This is a genomic window from Desulfobacter postgatei 2ac9, assembly GCF_000233695.2.
Classification (GTDB): domain Bacteria; phylum Desulfobacterota; class Desulfobacteria; order Desulfobacterales; family Desulfobacteraceae; genus Desulfobacter; species Desulfobacter postgatei.
In genome coordinates, this window is record NZ_CM001488.1 from 2,589,940 (window position 1) to 2,608,743 (window position 18,804).

The window sequence follows — 18,804 nt, forward strand, 5'->3', positions numbered from 1 at the left end:
ACAAGAGGAGATACCATGAGAATCGTCACCCGTCCTGATTTTGACGGCATTGTCTGCGCAGTCCTTCTGCGCCAAGCCCTGGAACCGTCTTTACCGATATACTGGATAGAGCCCAATGCCATTCAGTCGGGTACCGCTGATATCCGGGATGGTGATATCCTTGCGAACCTGCCCTGGCATCCTAATGCCTATTTGTGGTTTGATCACCATATCTCCAATAAACCTGCCCAGGAGGTGCCCGGCCTCTTTGAGATTGCACCGTCCGCCGCAGGGGTTGTCTATAAATATTATCAAAAACAGAACCTTCTGGATAACCGGTTTGATGAATTGGTGGATCAGACCGACATGATTGATTCTGCCGACCTTACCCGGGAACAGGTCAAAGCGCCTGAAGACTATCCTTACCTGCTTTTGTCCATGACTATTAAAAATAACGATTTTCAGGATATTCCCTATTGGGAACGTTTGGTGGATATGCTTGGCAAAGCGGATATTAAGACCATATTAGAGGACCCTGATGTGGACCGCCGGTGTCGGGAAGTGATTGAGGAAAACAAGGCATTTAAATATTACCTGGAAACCTATACCACCATGGTTGACCGTATTTCCGTGACCGACTTTAGAAGCCTTGAAAACGTACCTTCCGGCAACCGGTTTTTAATTTATTCTCTGTTTGCAGACGCCATTGCCAGTGTCAAGATCCGGTATGCAAGGCCGGACAAAAAACAGGTTCTCATCAGCGTTGGTCACAGCATTTTCAATCCTGAATGCCGGATAAATGCCGGAACCATGCTTGCCTGTTACGGCGGCGGTGGACATTTCGGTGCCGGCGGATGCACGGTGGATGCCCGTGATGCCCAGGACAAAATTGACGAAATTTTGGACATTTTAAAGAGCAATCAGGACCAGGGATAATTCTTCGTTAATCAAATTTTTTGACTTTTTTCCTGATGGAACCGTTTTGCGCAGCATCCATGAATTCGTCTCCCAACACCCTGCACATATTCGCGGCTTTATTCCAGGCACAAATCCTCTCATTATCCCGTCCCATGAGCCGGATAAAATCTCGGCGGTCCGGGATACGCCCAAAGGGCAGGGTGGAAACAAATTCGGGAGACGGGGCCAGAAGAATCGTTCGATCCACGGCCCTGCCCTTAACTCTTCGCTTGTGGAATTTTTTATCAAACCAGCCAGGGGTCAGTTCCGTATAAAAGTGGGGATAGAGGATAAAACCGGTCTGCTCAGGATTTAAGGAAAGTGCCGGGTGGTAATCCAGAAGTCCTCCGTCCCGGTAAGTGCCCCCAGGTGCGCCCGTAATATCATTGACGCCCTCCATGACCATGGGGATGGACCCTGATGCCAAAATTGCTTTGGAAAAATTTTTTCGGTCAAGGGGAATGGGTGTTGTGGGAAAAATGTTTTCTTCCAGTATGCTGGTGTCATATTGGGGATGGTGGAAGAGAATACGTTCAAAACAGAACCGCTGAAATTTTCTGGATATCGCATTCAGGGCAAATGCCTGCCCTAGGCCAATGGCCTGGACAGGGCTTTGTTTTGAACCCATGGGCCCTTTGCACCGGGCGGCTGAAAAACCAATGCGAATGTATGGATGGTTCAATATTTCATCAATGGCCCGGTTTGTGAGAAATTCATCCATGATCCGCCGGGTTTGCCTGGCTATTTGGGCTGCCGAAACCCTGCCCTTATAATGCTGATGGGTATAGGCGTGTTTGAGGCGGTCAAAGGCCTCCCGGCAGTTGGTCTGGGCTGCTGCGGCAAACTTCCATGCTCCGATGGAGGTGCCAAACAGGTGCAAAGGCCGGGTCCGGCCTGAAAACCACTGGGAAAAAATTACCGAATCAAGTCCGTAAATGCAGAGCCATTTGGCTGCGCCCGAGGCCCCGAGCATGGCATCAATATGGTTAGGAGAAAGACCGTTTTCTTTAATATGGCGATAAGCTGTTGCCCCGGCAAGGATCGTTAGATTGTTTAACATGCGGCATTACCCCATTGGCAGGCATCATTAAAATAGTGCGTGAACAATAACACAAGGATACATATATGGAAATAGATGCATTTTTTTGAAGTCAGTCAGCTGCCTGAGCCATTCAGGATTTTTATGCAGAAGATAATAGGACCGATACCCGTTCTGGTTGAGCAAAGAGGTCTCAAGGGCATCGGTCCTTATTTTATAAACTATATTTCCCCGGTGCGCCGCAGAAGAAGCCGGGCTTCGGCCTTGCGGATGCGTTCTTCCTGTTCGTCCTTGCGCTTCCAGGCATTGGCCAGTTTTTTATTGATATCCTCAAAATCCGCCGGTTTCATGAGGTAATCAAAGGCCCCTTCCTTCATACCTTCGACTGCCGTCTCCGTGGACCCGTGTCCGGTGAGAAGGATCACTTCCACCAGGGGATGGCTCGCCTTGATTCTTTTCAAGGTCTCTATGCCGTCCATGCCGGGCATGCGGATATCCAGGATCACCACGTCGATTTGAGTTTTTGCCAGTAGATCAAGGGCTTCTTGTCCTGAATAGGCGGTAGATACCTTTTCCCCCTGCCCGCTCAGACGCAGGGAAAACATCTCTACAAAATCTTTTTCATCATCAACGATCAAGATTTTTACCGGTATTTTTATCATGGGGTTTTCTCCTTATAAAATTATTGATTTCCATGAGGTTCAGCAAAGCCCTCTTATATTAAACCCAAAAACTTCCACCAGGTGCAGACCACGCCTACCAGTATCAGAAGCAGGGCTGGTGTGGTCACAAGACCCAGCTTGGTCAGGTCCGAGGACTTGAAGTATTTGTATGAATAGGCAATGGCATTGGGTGGACAGCCGATAACCAGCAGCATGGCAAAGGATGTGGCCATACCAAGGCACAGGGCCAGGATGGTCGGGTTGACCCCTTCAAGCTGAGCCATGGGAATAACAATGGGCAAGATTAAAGCTGCTGCCGCCACATTGGCCATGGCATTGGTAACCAGGGCGCCGAAGACGCCCACACCCACAAAGAGCACCAGCCAGCCTTTACCCTCAATCAGCGGGAAGAACAGGTTGGCAAAGTAGTCTGCTGCACCTGAATATCCCATGGCAAGGCCTAAAGAGATACCGCCGCCAAAGATAAACAGGGCTGTTCCCCACTCCAGGTTGTCGTTGATGTCCCGCCATTTTAAAACGCCGAACAGCACCAGGCCAGCCACGGCCACAGCTCCGGTGACGGAGTAGTCCAGGCCGTGGACGCTCTTGGTGAGCCATGATATAAAAGCGGCGCCAATAATAATCAGTGCTTTTTTCTCAACAGCCGTCATTGGTCCCAGATCCTCATCAAACGCCGGCAGCTTGATATTGGGATCTGGCCGGTAGATCAGGTAGACAATCAATACAACCGCAGGCACACAGATGATGGCTGCGGGCATACAATATTTGATCCAGTCAAAAAAGGTGATCTCAATTCCGGTGAACTCTTTTAAAAATGCAGCCGATACCATGCACCGCCCACCGCCTATTAGGGAGCCCATGCCGCCGCAGGAGCATGCAAAGGGCAGGGAGAGCATCATGAATTTTGCCGTATTGCTATGGGGCTCAATACCCACGGCACGCATCAGGGGCAGCATGGTGACAATACCGATGGCACAGGCGGCTGCATCGTGCATAAAAGCGGACGCAAGGCCTAGACCCACGGCAATGATAAAGGTGAATCGTGTTACGGAATCGCCTGCCTTCTTGACAATAAAATAACCCAGGCGTTTTGTCAGCCCCACTTTGTCCAGGGCAATGGCAAAGATCAGGCAGCACATGATGAAAATAACAACCGGATGCATGTAGGGCGCCCATGCCCCTTTTACGTCGGTTAGGCCTAGAATCACAAGGGAGGCGCCAATCAGCACTGCCGTGATTTCAAGGGGAATGGGCTCCATCACAAACAGGACAACCAGCACCGCAAGCACGGCTAAAAACCGTTTGGCTTTGGGGGGCATCCCGTCCACATAATCCACCTTAACTTCTGAAAGGCCCATTGCCTTGGCCTGGTCGACAAGATATTTTGCCCGGGCCTGCTCAACGCCAGGTGCCTTGGCCGTCAGAATAACGGGCTTGCCGGGTGCGGTCTGCTGGGTTGAAAAATATTGTGACACTGACTGACTTAACTGGTCTGCACCGGTGCCGGAAAGTTTAAATTTTGTTCCTTCCGGCCTGGGCAGAATAAACACGATTACACCGATCAACACTGCTACCGCAAGTTTGAATCCGTTTGATTTGAGTATCATTGGTTTGTTTCTCCATTCTGTTTGTTTTTGGCCTGCCGAGCCAGGCCGTTTTTTTACATTAATTCTTTCAAACACCTAAACCATGTGACCTGTGATTTCCTTGGCCCTGGCCTCCATAATTTTTTTCTCATGCTTCCGTTTGATCAGGGTGTCCAGAAAGCCTTTCTCATCATCGACAAATAAAAGTTTCATCTGCAAAGTCTCCTTAATATGGTTTATAAGGTTGTTGGCTCTATTCTTTTTGGCGGTTTGTCTGTCTGGGGGATATTTACGGGTATTGCGGGTCAGTACCTGATAAAATTTTTTTCTGTCAGCTATGGGGGTGTTCATGATATCAATGGCTCTTGTGATGCCGTTTGATCCGGCTTGAGCTCATCTATCAAGATATATGCCAGATGAATAAAAGAGCTGAAGATGTATATTAATGCTTTGAAATAATAAGATAATTTAAAAATGCAACCAGTGGTCAGAAAGGTTGCTGTCTGTCACGTTTTTTTACGGCATGTAAAGATTTTATTTTTCGATATGAGTGATACTTTCCATTTCACCCAGGACAGGGGTGCCAATTTGCCACTCATTTGGATTAAAGACATCTTGGCTGAAAGTCCGAAATCCTTGATCAATCCATGATGAATTGTATTTGACTTTGACTCCAAGAGGTATAAAATTCGGGATATCCTTTAGACTCTTTGGTGGAGATGTCCGATGAAATCAAAAATAATTGTTTCCGCACTGGTAGCGGTGTTATGTCTGGTATGGTCAGGCGGCGGCCTGGCCTTTGTCCCGGAAGGTGAACTCCATATCCGTGTTCCCGGTCAAGACGGGAAAATCTCTTTTCAGTCCATTGACGAAACCAAGATCCTGGTATCGGTCCTGGACAGTCAGGAGAAACCCGTCAAGGATCTTATGGCCAAGGATTTTGAAGTGATCAAGGGAAGCATTCCGGCCAACGTCATTTCCGTACAGATACTAAAGACTCGATTGGATATGCCCATCAGCTATGTGCTTATGGTGGACAATTCCTTTTCAATGGAAAAAAGAAAGGCTGTTCAACCCCTCCTGGCTGCTTTGGATGAGTTTTTAAAGATTGTCCGGCCTATTGATGAGGTGGATGTGGTGGTCTTTGACAGTAAGGGTGATTTTCTGGTCAACGGCCAGCATCTAAGGCTTGCGACCTTTAGATCCAACAATATTTCGGAACTTAAAAATTTTTTTGAAAAAAGCTTCAAAGAGGGCATGACGGGTGAGACCTATCTCTATGAAGGAATGCTGGGTGGGCTGGATCTGATTTCAAGAAAGCCTGAAAAAACCAATAAATTCCTCGTGGTATTTTCCGATGGAGAAGATCTCAACAGCAACATCAAAAAAGAAACCATCGGGCTGAAATCCAAGGGACTCGAAAATTTCAAGGCTTTTTCCATTGATTTCATGCCGGGCGAAAAGAAGGATCAATTTCTGGACGCCTTTTCTCAAAGTCTGGGCGGTAAATTATGGAAAGCTAAATCCGCTGACAATCTTCTTCCCATTTTCCGGGACATATCCACCACCCTGCTTTATCAGTATGTGGTGGAATACAATTTCAACAGGCCGCCCCAGGCATCTCTGGCTGTCAGCCCCTCTTCGATCTCCATCGAGGATTTGACCATTATTGACAGCTCCCCCCTGCTCAACTACATCTTTTTCGATCTTGGCCAGAGCAGCGTTCCGGACCGGTATCGCCTCCTGAAAACCCAAAGCGAGGCCGGTCAATTCGATGAAAAGATGCTGGAAAATACCATGACCAAGTACTATCATGTACTCAACATCATCGGAAAACGCCTGACCGAGAACCCCGGTGCCAGTATAGAACTGGTGGGTTGCATCAGCGACCGGGGTCCGGAAAAGAACAACATCACCCTTTCCCGGGCCCGGGCGGAAAGCGTGAAATCCTATCTTCAGTATATCTGGAACATTGATCCCTCAAGGATCACGATCACGGCCCGGAAACTTCCGGAAAAACCCAGTACCGGAAATGTCGAAGAAGCCCGGGTGGAAAACCAGCGGGTTGAAATCCGTTCGGATTCTCCGGATATTCTGGACGTCATCAAGAGTACTTATACCTTTCAGATCGCCAATACCAATGAGATCACAGTCCAACCCAATATCACGCCCGGATACGATCTTAAGACCTGGAATATCAAAATCAAAGGAAACCGGGATTTTTTGAATCTCAAGGAAGGCCAGGGCAATATTGTTCCGAACTATATCTTTGACCTTGGGAGGTTCGGGCTCGGCAAGATCAGCGCCTTTGAACATATAAGCGTTACCGCCTTTTTGACCGATATCACTGGTCAGACCTTTGAGACGGATACTGTTGTTATTCCGGTTACATATACCAGGCGGGTGACAACCAAGGCCCAGAGAAATGCGCAACGGGTGATGGAAAAATACGCTTTGATTCTCTTTGATTACGACAGTGCGGAAATAAAAGAAAGAAACAAGGTCGTTCTGGACCGGGTGGTGAAACGGATACGAGAATTGCCCAATGCCAGGGTCACCATCCTTGGGCAGACCGACATCATCGGAACGGAAGATTACAACCTGGGGCTTTCCCAGCGAAGGGCAAAGTCTGTTTTCCAGAGTGTGACGGAAAACGGCATCCCGTCACCCGAACGTATTGAATTCAAGGGCAACGGTCCCCATGACCCGCCTTATGACAATAGGCTTCCCGAAGGAAGATCCTTTAACCGCACCGTTATCATCACCTTGGAGTATCAGATCCAAGAACCGGAACTCAGCGAATAATCTGGGTGGATGAAATGGTGTTGATTCCGTACTTGTCAATTTTTGCATGCAGGGTAGGACGGGATATGTCCAAAAGCCGGGCAGCCTGGGAGCGGTTGCCGTTTGAAATTTTCAGTGCCTCTTCCACGGCCATGGCGCAGATCGTGTCTGAAAAGAATTCAAAACTGTGATCATTGGACGGGTCGGACAGACAGGCGTGGACCCACTGGCGGATGGTCTCTGCCTGGGTTGAATCCTGGTAAATTTCCCCTGGGGTTTCCTGTTTTCGGATAATCTGGCTTAAATCACTGACCGACAAGGGATTGCCGCGGTTAAAGATCAGGGCTTTGTGAATCAGGTTGGCAAGTTCCCTGATATTGCCCGGCCATTCGTATTTTTTCAAAAGGTCCAGGGCCTCTTCCCGGATGCCGGGGTTGTCGATTTTCAATTCATGGGAGAACCGTTTCAGATAATGGGCGGTCAGGGGCTGGATATCCTCTATGCGGTCCCTAAGGGGCGGCAGTTCTATGGTTACGACTTTGAGTCGAAAATAGAGATCTTCCCTGAAAAGGCCCTGGGCAATGGCGGATTTAAGATCCCTGTTGGTTGCGGCAATGATGCGCACGTCCACAGGGATGGTTTCATCGCCGCCCAGCCGCTCAATGCATCTTTCCTGGAGCAACCGCAGAATTTTGGCCTGGATCGAAATGGGCATGTCGCCGATTTCATCCAGAAACACGGTGCCGCCGTTGGCCTGTTCAATTTTTCCGATATGCCGTCGTGCCGCACCGGTGAATGCCCCTTTTTCAAAGCCGAACAATTCGCTTTCCAAAAGGTTTTCAGGGATGGCCACACAGTTGATGATGGAAAAGTTTTTATCTGACCGGATACCGTGCTGGTACACGGCCCGGGCGACCAGCTCCTTGCCGGTGCCCGATTCTCCCTGGATCAGCACCGTGGCATCGGTCTGGGCCACACGCCCGATGGTTTTATACACTTTTTGCATACCGGGACTTTGTCCCACAATGGCGTCCGGGGAATAGGTCGAGGGTTCGGCCCCCACATGCACCGGGGTTCGCATACAATATCCTGCATCAATGGCCTGGGTGATCAGGTTGAGCATCTCAGGGATGTCAAAGGGTTTGAGCAGATAGTCAAAAGCGCCTGCCTTGGTCGCTTCAATGGCTGTGTCCGTGGTGCCGAATGCCGTGACAATGATGGTCGGCAGGGTGCCGTCAATTTTTTTTATCTCTTTGAAGGTTTCAAGCCCGTTCATGCCGGGCAGGCGGACATCCAGAATCACCAGATCCAGAGGCGTTGTGTTAACGATCTCAACACCGGCTTCGCCGGAAGCCGCAGACACCACGTCATAGTTCTCTTCGGTGAGAAGTTTTGAAAAACTGATTCTCAGCTGGTCGTCGTCGTCAATGATCAGAATTTTTGCCATGGAGATCCTCCCCTGCAGGCAGCGTAATGGTGAAACAGGCCCCCTGGCCCTCCTGGCTGTCCAGTACCAGGCAGCCGCCATGTTCACTGATAATATTAAAACAGATGCTCAATCCCAGTCCGGTGCCCTCGTCCTTGGTGGTGAAAAACGGGTTGAAAATTTCGCCCTGAATGGTTGCGGGAATACCGGGGCCGGTATCCTGGATTCTTATGACCGCCGTGTCCCTGTCCGTATTGACATTGTCCATGGTTTCGGTGATGGTGATCCGGCCTCCTTTCTCCATGGCTTCGCAGGCATTGATGATGATATTGGCCAGAACCTCTTTGAACTGGGCCGCATCCAGCATCACGTTGTCCAAAGGCTTGCTGCGTACCAGCCGGACGGTTACACCGTAGGATTTGAGCCGTTGTTCCAGAAGGCGCAGGGTATTGTCCACCACCTGGGACGGGCTTTGTGCCTTCATGGTCAATTTGGGGGGCCTGGAAAATTCCAGGAAATTTTCCAGGATTTTATTAATCTGGCCGATCTCCGTTGAAATCACACTGATATTTTCATGCTGGTCCTGGGATAGTTTGGTTGACCGACCCAGGGAAAACAGCCGCATTTTAATTGAGGTCAATGGATTTCTGATGGAATGTGCCGTGCCTGCGGCCAGTTGTCCCACCAGGGCCATTTTTTCCGACTGCATTAGAGATTCCCGACTTCGCACAAGTTCAGCATGGGTCTGTTCCGCATTTTCAATCAAGCCGTGAACACTGCTTTTTAATGCTGCCAGCTCGTTGCCGGAGACCCGGCCATCGCCCATTTGATCCGCTTCCGCCGCCAGTTTTCGGATGGGTCCCAGAATGTGGCGGGTGAAAATATAATTGATCAAAAGGCTGAGCAACACCACGGTGACAATGGCCAGAAGACCTATATAGCGTAGATTCCTGGCATCGGAGTGACTCTCTTCCACGGTAAGCTCTATGTCTTTTTTATGTGCGGTTTTAAATTTTTCACATAGCTCATAAATTTTGAAGAAATTGCTCCTGACTTCCCGGTGAAGCGCGGCCCCGGCCCCAGGTTCTCCCTTTTCATACAACGTCACCACCCGGTCCTTGGCCGCAATATATGTCTTGTACACGGATTCAATTCCGGCCAGCGCCTCTTTTTCCCAGTCTTTTGTGACCAGGGGCTTGGCTAAGGCCAGCTGGCTTTCAAAATCCAGTTTGAAGTCAGCCAGCTGCCTGAGCCATTCGGGATTTTTATCCAGAAGATAATATGATAGATACCCTTTCTGGTTGAGCAAAGAGGTCTCAAGGGCCTCGGCGGCCTGATACATGGGAATATGCCTTTGAACAATACCGGTGAACAGGTCTTCTGTTTTATAGGTATACCAGATCATGGCAATGGCTCCCATGACCGTTATTCCTAAAAGTACGGCATTGGCAAGATATACCCGTTGTTTCAGGCTCATCAATAGCATTTCCTTATTTTATAAACTATATTTCCCCGGTGCGCCGCAGAAGCAGTCTGGCTTCGGCCTTGCGGATGCGTTCTTCCTGTTCGTCCTTGCGCTTCCAGGCATTGGCCATTTTTTTACTGATATCCTCAAAATCGGCCGGTTTCATCAGATAATCAAAGGCCCCTTCCTTCATGCCTTCCACTGCCGTTTCCGTAGACCCGTGCCCGGTCAGCATGATGACTTCCACCAGAGGATGAGCCGCTTTGATTTTTTTCAAGGTCTCTATGCCGTCCATGCCGGGCATGCGGATATCCAGGATTACCACGTCGATCGCAGTTTTTTCAAGCAGATCAAGGGCTTCTTGTCCTGAATAGGCGGTAGACACCTTTTCCCCCTGCCGCGTCAGGCGCAGGGAAAACATCTCTACAAAATCTTTTTCATCATCAACGATCAAGATTTTTACCGGTATTTTTATCATGGGTTTTTCTCCTTAAAATTTTATGAAAGAACTTGTAATTGTCTATTCGGAATGCCATTCAGGCAGACAGATCGAAAAGGTGGCACCATGTCCGGGCTCTGATTCCACATGGATGCTGCCTGAAAGTCCGGTCATTATCTTGTGTACCACAAAGAGCCCAAGTCCGGTACCGGACTCATTCTCCGACACATTGGGTTTGGTGGTGAAAAAAGGATCAAATATCTTTTCGATATTTTCCGGCGCAATGCCGCTGCCGTTATCCCGGACTTGGAGACAGACCGACTGATCTTTTCTGGTAAGGGAGAGCCTGATCTGTCCCCCGGTCTCCACGGCATCCACCGCGTTTTCCAAAAGATTGATCAATACCTGGCGTACCTGGAAAGGATCTGTGTACATCAGCATCGGCTCTTTCGGTGCAATATCCCATTGTACAGATACCTTTTTAGCCTGTGTTTTCTGTTTTATCAACACCACGGTATCCTCGGTGAGTTGGCGGATATCGACCGGGGTGAGCTCATGGCCGTGCTTCCGGACGTAGCCCAGCAGCTGGTGCGTGATTCGTCTGGCCCTGTCCACGCTTTTCTCTATTTTGTCAAGTCCTTTGAAAAGCATCTCTTTTTCCGGAATCTGGCCTGCGCCCTCGAGCACCATGCGCATGAACCCGGCTGACTCCTTGATAATGGCCAAAGGATTATTGATTTCATGGGCAATGCCTGTGGACATGGTGCCGAGGGAGGCCAGGCGCTGGGTGTGGATCATGCGCTTTTCCAGACGCCGTCTGAAGATTTTATCCTGTTCGCGGGCCGCTTCCAGGCGTTTGAGTTCCCAGGCCTGGCGGATCTTGCCGGCCAGGTGATCGATCTCAATGGGCTTGGAGAGGTAGTCAAAGGCACCTGCCTTGATCCCTTCCACCCCTTCGGTTATCGCGGCATTTCCGGTCAGAAAAATTACCTGCAGACCCGGATGGTATTTGTTGATGGCTTTAAAGGTGTCAATGCCGGACATACCGGGCATGTTCATATCCAGCACCACCACATCGGCTTCATTGGCGCCGAGGTATTCCAGGCAGGATGTCCCGTCCGGCGCCTGGCTGACGACCATATTGCGTCGCTCCAGACGCCGGGCAATGGCGTTGCGGAAGCTGTCTTCATCATCTACCAGCAGCACGCGGACAACCTTCCCCGTATCATTTTCAAGGGTATTGATTTCCATCAGGTTTAGCAAAAGCCTCCTATATTAGACCCAAAAACTTCCACCAGGTGCATACCACGCCTACCAGTATCAGAAGCAGGGCTGGTGTGGTCACAAGACCCAGCTTGGTCAGATCCGAGGATTTGAAGTATTTGTATGAATAGGCAATGGCATTGGGCGGACAGCCGATGACCAGAAGCATGGCAAAGGATGTGGCCATACCAAGGCACAGGGCCAGGATGGTCGGGTTGACCCCTTCAAGCTGGGCCATGGGAATAACAATGGGCAAGATTAAAGCCGCTGCCGCCACATTGGCCATGGCATTGGTAACCAGGGCACCGAAGACCCCCACACCCACAAAGAGCACCAGCCAGCCTTTACCTTCAATCAGCGGGAAGAACAGGTTGGCAAAATAGTCTGCTGCACCGGTATATCCCATGGCAAGGCCTAAAGAGATACCGCCGCCAAAGATAAACAGGGCTGTGCCCCACTCCAGGTTGTCGTTGATGTCCCGCCATTTTAAAACGCCGAACAGCACCAGGCCAGCCACGGCCACAGCCCCGGTGACGGAGTAGTCCAGGCCGTGGAGGCCCTTGGTGAGCCATGATATAAAAGCGGCACCAATAATAATCAGTGCTTTTTTCTCAACAGCCGTCATTGGTCCCAGATCCTCATCAAACGCCGGCAGCTTGATATTGGGGTCCGGCCGGTAGATCAGGTAGACAATCAATACAACCGCAGGTACGCAAATAATGGCTGCCGGCATACAATATTTGATCCAGTCAAAAAAGGTGATCTCTATCCCGGTGAACTCCTTTAAAAATGCAGCGGCCACCATGCACCGGCCGCCGCCTATTAAAGAGCCCATGCCGCCGCAGGAGCAGGCAAAGGGCAGGGAGAGCATCATGAATTTGGCCGTGTTGGTATGGGGGTCAATACCCACGGCACGCATCAGGGGCAGCATGGTGACAATACCGATGGCACAGGCGGCTGCATCGTGCATGAAAGAGGATGAAATTCCTAAGCCCATGGCAATGATAAAGGTGAACTTTGTTACGGAATTGCCCGCTTTTTTAATAATATAATACCCCAGGCGTTTTGTCAGCCCCACTCTGTCCAGGGCAATGGCAAAGATCAGGCAGCACATGATGAAAATAACAACAGGATGCATGTAGGGCGCCCATGCCCCTTTTACATCGGTTAGGCCCAGAATCACAAGGGAGGCGCCAATGAGCACTGCCGTGATTTCAAGGGGAATGGGCTCCACCACAAACAGGACAACCAGCACCGCAAGCACGGCTAAAAACCGTTTGGCTTTGGGGGGCATCCCGTCCACATAATCCACCTTAACTTCTGAAAGGCCCATTGCCTTGGCCTGGTCGACAAGATATTTTGCCCGGGCCTGCTCAACGCCAGGTGCCTTGGCCGTCAGAATAACGGGCTTGTCGGGTGCGGTCTGCTGGGTTGAAAAATATTGTGACACTGACTGACTTAACTGGTCTGCGCCGGTGCCGGAAAGTTTAAATTTTGTTCCTTCCGGCCTGGGCAGAATAAACACGATTACGCCTATTAACACTGCTATTGCCAGTTTGAATCCGTTTGATTTGAATATCATTGGTTTTTTTCTCCGTTTCTTTTGTTTCTGGTCTGCCGTGCCAGGTTTATTTTCTCCATTAATTGATTAAGTTCGCAGGGTTTTGTCAGGTAATCAAAGGCGCCTATGGTCATACCCTCCTCTGCGGCAGTTCTTGAACCGTGTCCGGTCAGAATGATCACCGGCAGATCCGGGGCCATTTTCCTGACAATTTTCAACACCTCAATGCCGTCCATATCTTCCATTTTCAGATCCAGGACCATGACATCAAACCTGGCTTCACGAAGCGCCCGCAGGGCTTGAGCGCCGGAATATGCCTTGACGGCCTGAATGCCCCGACGGCCCAGCCGGTTGGTCAGCACATCCACGAATCCTTTCTCATCATCCACCAGAAGCAGCCGGGTATGGGGTGCGGGTATCTCTTTCATTTTGATTTTCCTAAACCATGCGGCCTGTGATTTCTTTGGCTCGGGCCTCCATGATCTTCTCTTCATGTTTGAATTTTTTGGTTGCCGCCTGTTCAATCTTGCGGATGAGATCTTCCAGATTACAGGGCTTCATCAGGTAGTCAAATGCGCCGCGTTTCATCCCTTCAATGGCATTTTCCACTGTGGCATGGCCCGTGAGCATGATGACCTCCACCAGCGGATTTTTGTTCTTAATGACCTCAAGTGTTTTAAGACCGTCCATGCCGGGCATCTTCACGTCAAGGACAATCACGTCCGTGTTGGCGTTTTCTGACAGATAGCTTATGGCTGACTCTCCGTCATAAACGGCGTCTGCTTTAAGTTCTCGTTTTTCAAGCCGTTTAAGCAAGGTGTCCAGAAAGGCTTTCTCATCATCGACAAATAAAAGTTTCATCTGCAAAGTCTCCCTAATTGGTTTAAAAGTTATTTATTGGTTGTCTGGTCGACATTTAGGGGCAACCGGATTAAGAAACAGGTGCCCTTGCCGACATGGCTTTCCACTTCAATGGTGCCGCCCATTTTCTGAATAATGCCGTAACAGATGGAAAGGCCGAGTCCTGTGCCTTTTCCCACGGCCTTGGTGGTAAAGAAGGGATCAAAAATACGGTCCAGATATTGGGCCGGAATGCCTGGTCCGTTGTCGTCCACTTTAATTTCAATCATATTATTGTCCTGCTCATTAACGCCGGTTACAATCTCCACGTTGCCGCCGTCTTTACCCATGGCATCGATGGCGTTGTTGGTCAGGTTCAAGATGACCTGCTGCAGTTCAGAAGGGGAGAATCGGATACAGGGCAGGTCAGGATCAAGCCGGGTGGAGATGGTGACATTGTTATACCGGGCCATCTGGGCGGTGAGCGCAACAATTTCGCGGATGTTGTCATTGATGTCGATATCTGCCACAGTGGCATCACTTTTTCGGGCGAAACTTAACAATTTGTGGGTAATATCTTTGCAGCGCCGTCCCTGGGTTGTAATCTGTGCAATGGCCCGGTTAAATTCATTTTTATTGTCCGGGGTCATCCCGGTCTCCTCTTCAAGAAGATCGTTCATCCATCCGGCCTCTTCCACCATGATGGCCACAGGGTTGTTGATTTCATGGGCAATGCCTGCCGCAAGTTCGCCAATTGTGGCCAGTTTGCCGCTTTCCACCACCTGCTGGTTCATGGCGTCATTATTCTGGTCTGCTTTTGCAATGCGTTTGACAAGATTTCTGGAGAGTGTAAAAGAAACTGACACTATGGCGGCACATCCGAGCAGGAATATGATGAGGGTGAGTACTTCGGCTTTCCACATATCCCTTAATGCATCTCCGGTATCCTGGCGGAACACCATGCGCCAGTCCACTGTCTTAAACAGGGCCAGGGCATACAGATAGGTTTTGCCCTTGTCATTTTCATGCTTGAGAATGAGTGCTTGCTTGCCGTTGAAGATGGTTGGATCCGCAATAAATGAAGGAACGATTTCCATGGTTTCCGAGCGGGCGCGGGTCTGGAGTTCTCCCTTGCCATTGACAATGACTGCCGTACCTGTCCTGCCGATCTGGACGTTTTCCACCAAACTGTTAAACGTTGTAACATTAATGGTGGATCTTAATATATACGTGCGCCCCTGGGCTGACAGTTTGACTGCCAGGATAAAATGGGGATGGCCGCGAAGCCCTGCAAATAAATCGGAAATATAATAGGGGCTCTCTATGGCCTTTAAAAACCAGGTCGCCTCGCTGTAATCGGCATTGACAAGGCGGAAGGGCCCTTCGTAGGCAAACTGAACACCATCTGAATCCACAAGCCCCAAATCCGTAAATACATCTCCGTATTTATCATTCAGTTCAGATAGTTGTGATGTCAGAAACTGCTGGGCCATCTCCGGCTCAGTTATGGACAACTGCCCGGCCAGGTAGCGGATATTCCCCAGTTTTTCTTTGAGAAACGTATCGATGTTCTGGGTGTGCTTGAGGACCAGTTCACCGACATGAGCGCTGATCTTTTCAGAATAAGCCAAGTGAAACCGCCAGCACAGAATGCCCAATGTCAGCATCATGGGGATAATGGAAACCAGCAGGATTCGGATTCTGATATTCCGGGTCAGTACCTGATAAAACGCTTTTCTGTCAGCTATGGGTTCGTTCATAATATCTATGGCTCCTGTGAGGCCGTTTTGTTCGGCTTAAGTTTTTATACACAAGAATATCAAGATATATGCCAACTGAAGAAAAGTGATGAAAATAGGGGTTAATGTCTTGAAATGATACGAGAATTCAAAAAAAGTGACGGGTGGTCAAAAAGGCTGTCACCTGTCACGCTTTTTTACAGTGTGTAAAGATCCAACTTTTCGATGTCAATAATGAGTTCAATTTCGTTTGAAGCTGGGCTGCTGGCTTTTTTAAATCCCAGTTTGTCGGCAAGGCGAAGCATCTGCCTGTTTTCACGCAGCACCACACCGAATACCCGTTTCAAGCCGTATCGTTTGGAGAATGCCAGGCAGGATTTCAAAAGCGCTGCCCCGATCCCTTTGCCTCCCAGGAATCCGCCAGCATGATGGCAAATTCACCCTCCGTGCCGCTGGGGGTGAATATAATTCTGGCGCTTCCAATAATCTTCCCTCCGGATTGGGACAAAAAGGCAATTCGTCCCTGGGCCGGGGTGCCCGGCATATGGGATGCATTCAGGTTCGACGGGGATGGGCGATCCCAATGCAGTTGGGGCCGATGATGCGCATACCGCTTTGCCCGGCAGCGGCCTTGATCTGTATTTCTATCCTGGCCCCCTGGTCTCCTGTCTCCCTGCCTCCGCCACTGATGATCACAGCACCTGCTGCCCCTTTGTCTGCGCACACCTCAATGATCTGGGGAACCTGATTGATGGGTGCCGTCACAACAGCCAGGTCCACAATTCCCTGTATCATGGAATCAGCCAAATCGTAAATTTTCTGGATGCGTAAATAATTTTTCTGGGGATTCGTCCCAAATCGAAAGCCTCAACGTCCGATATACCCTTGCGGCCTAGGACAATGGTGTCGCACTTTGCCGCCCGGGCCGTGTCCAGTAGAGCGCCTGCCCGGCTTTCAGCCCCCTGGATAAGACGGGTTTCGATTCGGTCGTCCGGGATTCCTCCCTGGGTGAGGTTCTCTTTTGCCTTGGCGAGGGCATTTTCGAGTTTGCATTTGGCCTGAATCGACATGTCTACAAAGGGGTCCTTTCCTTCAGGTACTGAATCTGTAACAGTGGTGCGCATGATCGCGCATAGAAGAATACGACAGTCTGTTTTTCCCATTATTTCGGCCGTATACTGGATCACGCGCTTGGATCCTGCGGAACCGTCAACCGCGATGCACAAATAGTGCTGAATCTGACGGGTTCCGGCAATAATCAAAGGAATTTTATCTGCTTTTTCCACCAGCTTGGCAGCAACGCCACCCATGGTTACGCCCATAATGGAGTTTGCACTTCCTTTTCTGCGGATCACAAGCGTGTGGTACGCATTACTTCCGATTTCGTTGAGAATGCCCCTGGCAACCCCCTTTTCCTGCTTGGAAAGCTTGACCTCGATATTTGCCGGTACATAACCGGCAGTTATCATTTTTTGGCGCGCTTCTTTGAGAAATTCGGTCATTATGGTTTTCTGGCCCATTTCCCACGCTTTAACCTGGGAGACGGCAATCTTGCCGAAGGAATTTTGGTTCAGGTCATAATAGGCTTCGGGCACGGGCGTTGTTATGTTAAATAAGGTCACCTGCCTGGTTTTAAAGGGGGTGAAGCTGCACAGATAGTCAATGGTCCTTTTTGAACGTTTTGAGCCGTCAAGGGTAACTAATATTCTTTTTTCGTCAGACATGAGGACCTCCTTTGGAAACCCCCGGGCCGGTTGATTGGACCCGAACCCGGGGGGTGCTTTGTTTAATGGATGATATCCGGTCCTAGACGAAGCACCGGTACCGGGCTGTGGCGGAAAATTTTTTCTATGGTGCTGCCCAGGGTAAATCTGGCTGAACGGCTTCGCCCCCTGGGGCCTAGAACCAGGATGTCAGCGCCGATATCCTGTGACGTCGAAAGAATCTGTTCGTGAGGTACACCTGAATCAATGGAAATATCTATGCCTTCAATCCTGTCAAGTCCGGCTGCCTTTATCTGGTCGGCCAGAAGATCATGCCGCCGCTGTTTTTCCTTTTGCAAAAATTGTTCTAGGTCAAATGTGTTTTCAGGAATATAGTGGGACTTTACCCAGGAGATCTCCTGGGTGCTGATACAGTTGAATGCATGCAGTTTTGCCCCACTGATTTTTGCCACCCACCCGGCCTTGGCCAGAATATCCGGAGACCAGGGCGAAAAGTCCACAGCCGCCATCACCGTGCGGATCTTTTCGGCTTCGAGTGTGGCCTTCCCTGAGTCCATGCGTTTGAAAACATTTTTGTCCCTGACGCTGAGTAACGGGGCTGTGCAGTAACGGAACACATATTCGGCAGCACTGCCGAACATGAAATTGGACAGGTTGGACCGGCCCTTATTTGCCATGACAACAAGGTCCGGGTTGATGCGTTCAACCATGTCAAGAATTGCATCTGCCGGATGTCCCGTTGAGACCCGGATATCTATTTTACTGGAAAATTGCGGGCATCGTTCCATGATCAGTTTATTGATCAGTGCATTAATTTCGGCTTTCCGGTTTTCTTTGAGTTCTTCCAGATATTCCGTTGTATCTTCCCTGCAGTGGTATATTGTCCCTGTCATGAACACCGGGGTGACCTCCCTTAGGGGAATAACCGAACAAATGGTGATCTTGATATCTCCCTGTTGTGCCAGGCCTAATGTATAGCCCAGAGTCATGGGCGAATAGTCGGACAGGTCTACGCAGGCCATGATGGTTTTGATGTCAGTCATTGGTTTCTCCTTAATCTTGGGGGAATCAGGTGTTTTCCCATTTGAAAAAACAGGTCCTGTTCCCGGATTACCCTTGCGGGTTTGCTTGTGGTCAGGTATGCGGGCAGAATCCGTTCTAAAAGATCACGAGTCGTGAGAATACCTTGAATCTGCCTGTTTTTCTCCATGACCAGTATGGTTCTGTGGCCGGTTTCCGAAAGAATGGTCTGAAAACCGTTCCGTTCCAGAATCTTGCGCGTGGTTTCCCTGAACGGTTTTTCATCATCAACCATTAAG

General features: G+C 49.7%; 20 protein-coding genes. 2 read left to right on the forward strand and 18 right to left on the reverse strand.

Annotated elements, in window-relative coordinates; genetic code table 11:
* Window positions 1-15: 15 nt before the first annotated feature.
* Window positions 16-915, forward strand: coding sequence for a hypothetical protein (locus DESPODRAFT_RS11805; RefSeq protein WP_004073730.1), 900 nt, complete (start codon window positions 16-18; stop codon window positions 913-915).
* 7 nt (window positions 916-922) lie between these two features.
* Here the strand turns inward: DESPODRAFT_RS11805 and DESPODRAFT_RS11810 are convergent, their stop codons facing one another.
* From DESPODRAFT_RS11810 to DESPODRAFT_RS11825, 4 genes are all read right to left on the reverse strand, one after another.
* Entirely contained in the window at window positions 923-1,996 is a 1,074-nt protein-coding gene (locus DESPODRAFT_RS11810; protein WP_004073731.1) for a patatin-like phospholipase domain-containing protein, read from the reverse strand.
* Between the two features lie 200 nt (window positions 1,997-2,196).
* Window positions 2,197-2,637, reverse strand: coding sequence for a sigma-54-dependent transcriptional regulator (locus DESPODRAFT_RS11815; protein ID WP_004073732.1), 441 nt, complete (start codon window positions 2,635-2,637; stop codon window positions 2,197-2,199).
* Window positions 2,638-2,690: 53 nt separating this feature from the next.
* Window positions 2,691-4,265 (reverse strand): SLC13 family permease, encoded by a 1,575-nt coding sequence (locus DESPODRAFT_RS11820; protein ID WP_004073733.1) that lies wholly within the window; start codon window positions 4,263-4,265, stop codon window positions 2,691-2,693.
* 75 nt (window positions 4,266-4,340) lie between these two features.
* Window positions 4,341-4,595, reverse strand: a complete 255-nt coding sequence (locus DESPODRAFT_RS11825) for a hypothetical protein (protein WP_004073734.1) — start codon at window positions 4,593-4,595, stop codon at window positions 4,341-4,343.
* Window positions 4,596-4,970: 375 nt separating this feature from the next.
* Here DESPODRAFT_RS11825 and DESPODRAFT_RS18735 point away from each other — a divergent pair, with 375 nt between their 5' ends.
* Window positions 4,971-7,049, forward strand: coding sequence for an OmpA family protein (locus tag DESPODRAFT_RS18735; protein WP_004073735.1), 2,079 nt, complete (start codon window positions 4,971-4,973; stop codon window positions 7,047-7,049).
* Here DESPODRAFT_RS18735 and DESPODRAFT_RS11835 read toward each other — a convergent pair.
* From DESPODRAFT_RS11835 to DESPODRAFT_RS11895, 14 genes are all read right to left on the reverse strand, one after another.
* Window positions 7,039-8,475 (reverse strand): sigma-54-dependent transcriptional regulator, encoded by a 1,437-nt coding sequence (locus tag DESPODRAFT_RS11835; RefSeq protein WP_004073736.1) that lies wholly within the window; start codon window positions 8,473-8,475, stop codon window positions 7,039-7,041. The two genes, DESPODRAFT_RS18735 and DESPODRAFT_RS11835, sit on opposite strands and share 11 nt — an antisense overlap.
* Window positions 8,453-9,931, reverse strand: a complete 1,479-nt coding sequence (locus tag DESPODRAFT_RS11840) for a sensor histidine kinase (protein ID WP_004073737.1) — start codon at window positions 9,929-9,931, stop codon at window positions 8,453-8,455. The genes DESPODRAFT_RS11835 and DESPODRAFT_RS11840 overlap by 23 nt, the downstream gene beginning before the upstream one ends.
* Before the next feature lie 25 nt (window positions 9,932-9,956).
* Window positions 9,957-10,397 carry a sigma-54-dependent transcriptional regulator gene (locus DESPODRAFT_RS11845; protein WP_004073738.1) on the reverse strand — a complete coding sequence of 147 codons (441 nt, stop codon included), beginning with the start codon at window positions 10,395-10,397 and terminating at the stop codon, window positions 9,957-9,959.
* A 42-nt stretch (window positions 10,398-10,439) separates the two neighbouring features.
* Window positions 10,440-11,621 (reverse strand): hybrid sensor histidine kinase/response regulator, encoded by a 1,182-nt coding sequence (locus tag DESPODRAFT_RS11850; protein ID WP_004073739.1) that lies wholly within the window; start codon window positions 11,619-11,621, stop codon window positions 10,440-10,442.
* Window positions 11,622-11,628: 7 nt separating this feature from the next.
* Window positions 11,629-13,203, reverse strand: coding sequence for an SLC13 family permease (locus DESPODRAFT_RS11855; protein WP_004073740.1), 1,575 nt, complete (start codon window positions 13,201-13,203; stop codon window positions 11,629-11,631).
* Entirely contained in the window at window positions 13,200-13,610 is a 411-nt protein-coding gene (locus DESPODRAFT_RS11860; RefSeq protein ID WP_004073741.1) for a response regulator, read from the reverse strand. The genes DESPODRAFT_RS11855 and DESPODRAFT_RS11860 overlap by 4 nt, the downstream gene beginning before the upstream one ends.
* Window positions 13,611-13,620: 10 nt before the next feature.
* Window positions 13,621-14,043 (reverse strand): response regulator, encoded by a 423-nt coding sequence (locus tag DESPODRAFT_RS11865; protein WP_004073742.1) that lies wholly within the window; start codon window positions 14,041-14,043, stop codon window positions 13,621-13,623.
* Between the two features lie 29 nt (window positions 14,044-14,072).
* On the reverse strand, window positions 14,073-15,782 hold the full coding sequence (locus DESPODRAFT_RS11870) for a sensor histidine kinase (RefSeq protein ID WP_004073743.1): 1,710 nt from the start codon (window positions 15,780-15,782) through the stop codon (window positions 14,073-14,075).
* A 176-nt stretch (window positions 15,783-15,958) separates the two neighbouring features.
* The gene (locus tag DESPODRAFT_RS11875) at window positions 15,959-16,144 is read right to left on the reverse strand and encodes a hypothetical protein (RefSeq protein ID WP_040015964.1); all 186 of its coding nucleotides are present in this window, start codon (window positions 16,142-16,144) and stop codon (window positions 15,959-15,961) included.
* Window positions 16,141-16,305 carry a hypothetical protein gene (locus tag DESPODRAFT_RS20075; protein ID WP_157488476.1) on the reverse strand — a complete coding sequence of 55 codons (165 nt, stop codon included), beginning with the start codon at window positions 16,303-16,305 and terminating at the stop codon, window positions 16,141-16,143. Before DESPODRAFT_RS20075 ends, DESPODRAFT_RS11875 begins: the two co-directional genes overlap by 4 nt.
* Before the next feature lie 11 nt (window positions 16,306-16,316).
* Window positions 16,317-16,556, reverse strand: coding sequence for a CoA-binding protein (locus tag DESPODRAFT_RS11880; protein WP_040015965.1), 240 nt, complete (start codon window positions 16,554-16,556; stop codon window positions 16,317-16,319).
* Window positions 16,553-17,485, reverse strand: a complete 933-nt coding sequence (locus DESPODRAFT_RS11885) for a universal stress protein (RefSeq protein ID WP_004073744.1) — start codon at window positions 17,483-17,485, stop codon at window positions 16,553-16,555. Before DESPODRAFT_RS11885 ends, DESPODRAFT_RS11880 begins: the two co-directional genes overlap by 4 nt.
* A gap of 62 nt (window positions 17,486-17,547) precedes the next feature.
* Entirely contained in the window at window positions 17,548-18,528 is a 981-nt protein-coding gene (locus DESPODRAFT_RS11890) for a universal stress protein (protein ID WP_004073745.1), read from the reverse strand.
* Entirely contained in the window at window positions 18,525-18,800 is a 276-nt protein-coding gene (locus DESPODRAFT_RS11895; RefSeq protein WP_040015966.1) for a CBS domain-containing protein, read from the reverse strand. Before DESPODRAFT_RS11895 ends, DESPODRAFT_RS11890 begins: the two co-directional genes overlap by 4 nt.
* Window positions 18,801-18,804: the final 4 nt, after the last annotated feature.

Coding starts and splice junctions, on each gene's coding strand:
- DESPODRAFT_RS11805 (WP_004073730.1), top strand. CDS start 16: ATGAGAATCGTCACCCGTCCTGATTTTGACGGCATTGTCTGCGCAGTC.
- DESPODRAFT_RS11810 (WP_004073731.1), bottom strand. CDS start 1,996: ATGTTAAACAATCTAACGATCCTTGCCGGGGCAACAGCTTATCGCCAT.
- DESPODRAFT_RS11815 (WP_004073732.1), bottom strand. CDS start 2,637: ATGATAAAAATACCGGTAAAAATCTTGATCGTTGATGATGAAAAAGAT.
- DESPODRAFT_RS11820 (WP_004073733.1), bottom strand. CDS start 4,265: ATGATACTCAAATCAAACGGATTCAAACTTGCGGTAGCAGTGTTGATC.
- DESPODRAFT_RS11825 (WP_004073734.1), bottom strand. CDS start 4,595: ATGAACACCCCCATAGCTGACAGAAAAAAATTTTATCAGGTACTGACC.
- DESPODRAFT_RS18735 (WP_004073735.1), top strand. CDS start 4,971: ATGAAATCAAAAATAATTGTTTCCGCACTGGTAGCGGTGTTATGTCTG.
- DESPODRAFT_RS11835 (WP_004073736.1), bottom strand. CDS start 8,475: ATGGCAAAAATTCTGATCATTGACGACGACGACCAGCTGAGAATCAGT.
- DESPODRAFT_RS11840 (WP_004073737.1), bottom strand. CDS start 9,931: ATGAGCCTGAAACAACGGGTATATCTTGCCAATGCCGTACTTTTAGGA.
- DESPODRAFT_RS11845 (WP_004073738.1), bottom strand. CDS start 10,397: ATGATAAAAATACCGGTAAAAATCTTGATCGTTGATGATGAAAAAGAT.
- DESPODRAFT_RS11855 (WP_004073740.1), bottom strand. CDS start 13,203: ATGATATTCAAATCAAACGGATTCAAACTGGCAATAGCAGTGTTAATA.
- DESPODRAFT_RS11860 (WP_004073741.1), bottom strand. CDS start 13,610: ATGAAAGAGATACCCGCACCCCATACCCGGCTGCTTCTGGTGGATGAT.
- DESPODRAFT_RS11865 (WP_004073742.1), bottom strand. CDS start 14,043: ATGAAACTTTTATTTGTCGATGATGAGAAAGCCTTTCTGGACACCTTG.
- DESPODRAFT_RS11870 (WP_004073743.1), bottom strand. CDS start 15,782: ATGAACGAACCCATAGCTGACAGAAAAGCGTTTTATCAGGTACTGACC.
- DESPODRAFT_RS20075 (WP_157488476.1), bottom strand. CDS start 16,305: ATGCCGGGCACCCCGGCCCAGGGACGAATTGCCTTTTTGTCCCAATCC.
- DESPODRAFT_RS11880 (WP_040015965.1), bottom strand. CDS start 16,556: ATGATACAGGGAATTGTGGACCTGGCTGTTGTGACGGCACCCATCAAT.
- DESPODRAFT_RS11885 (WP_004073744.1), bottom strand. CDS start 17,485: ATGTCTGACGAAAAAAGAATATTAGTTACCCTTGACGGCTCAAAACGT.
- DESPODRAFT_RS11890 (WP_004073745.1), bottom strand. CDS start 18,528: ATGACTGACATCAAAACCATCATGGCCTGCGTAGACCTGTCCGACTAT.
- DESPODRAFT_RS11895 (WP_040015966.1), bottom strand. CDS start 18,800: ATGGTTGATGATGAAAAACCGTTCAGGGAAACCACGCGCAAGATTCTG.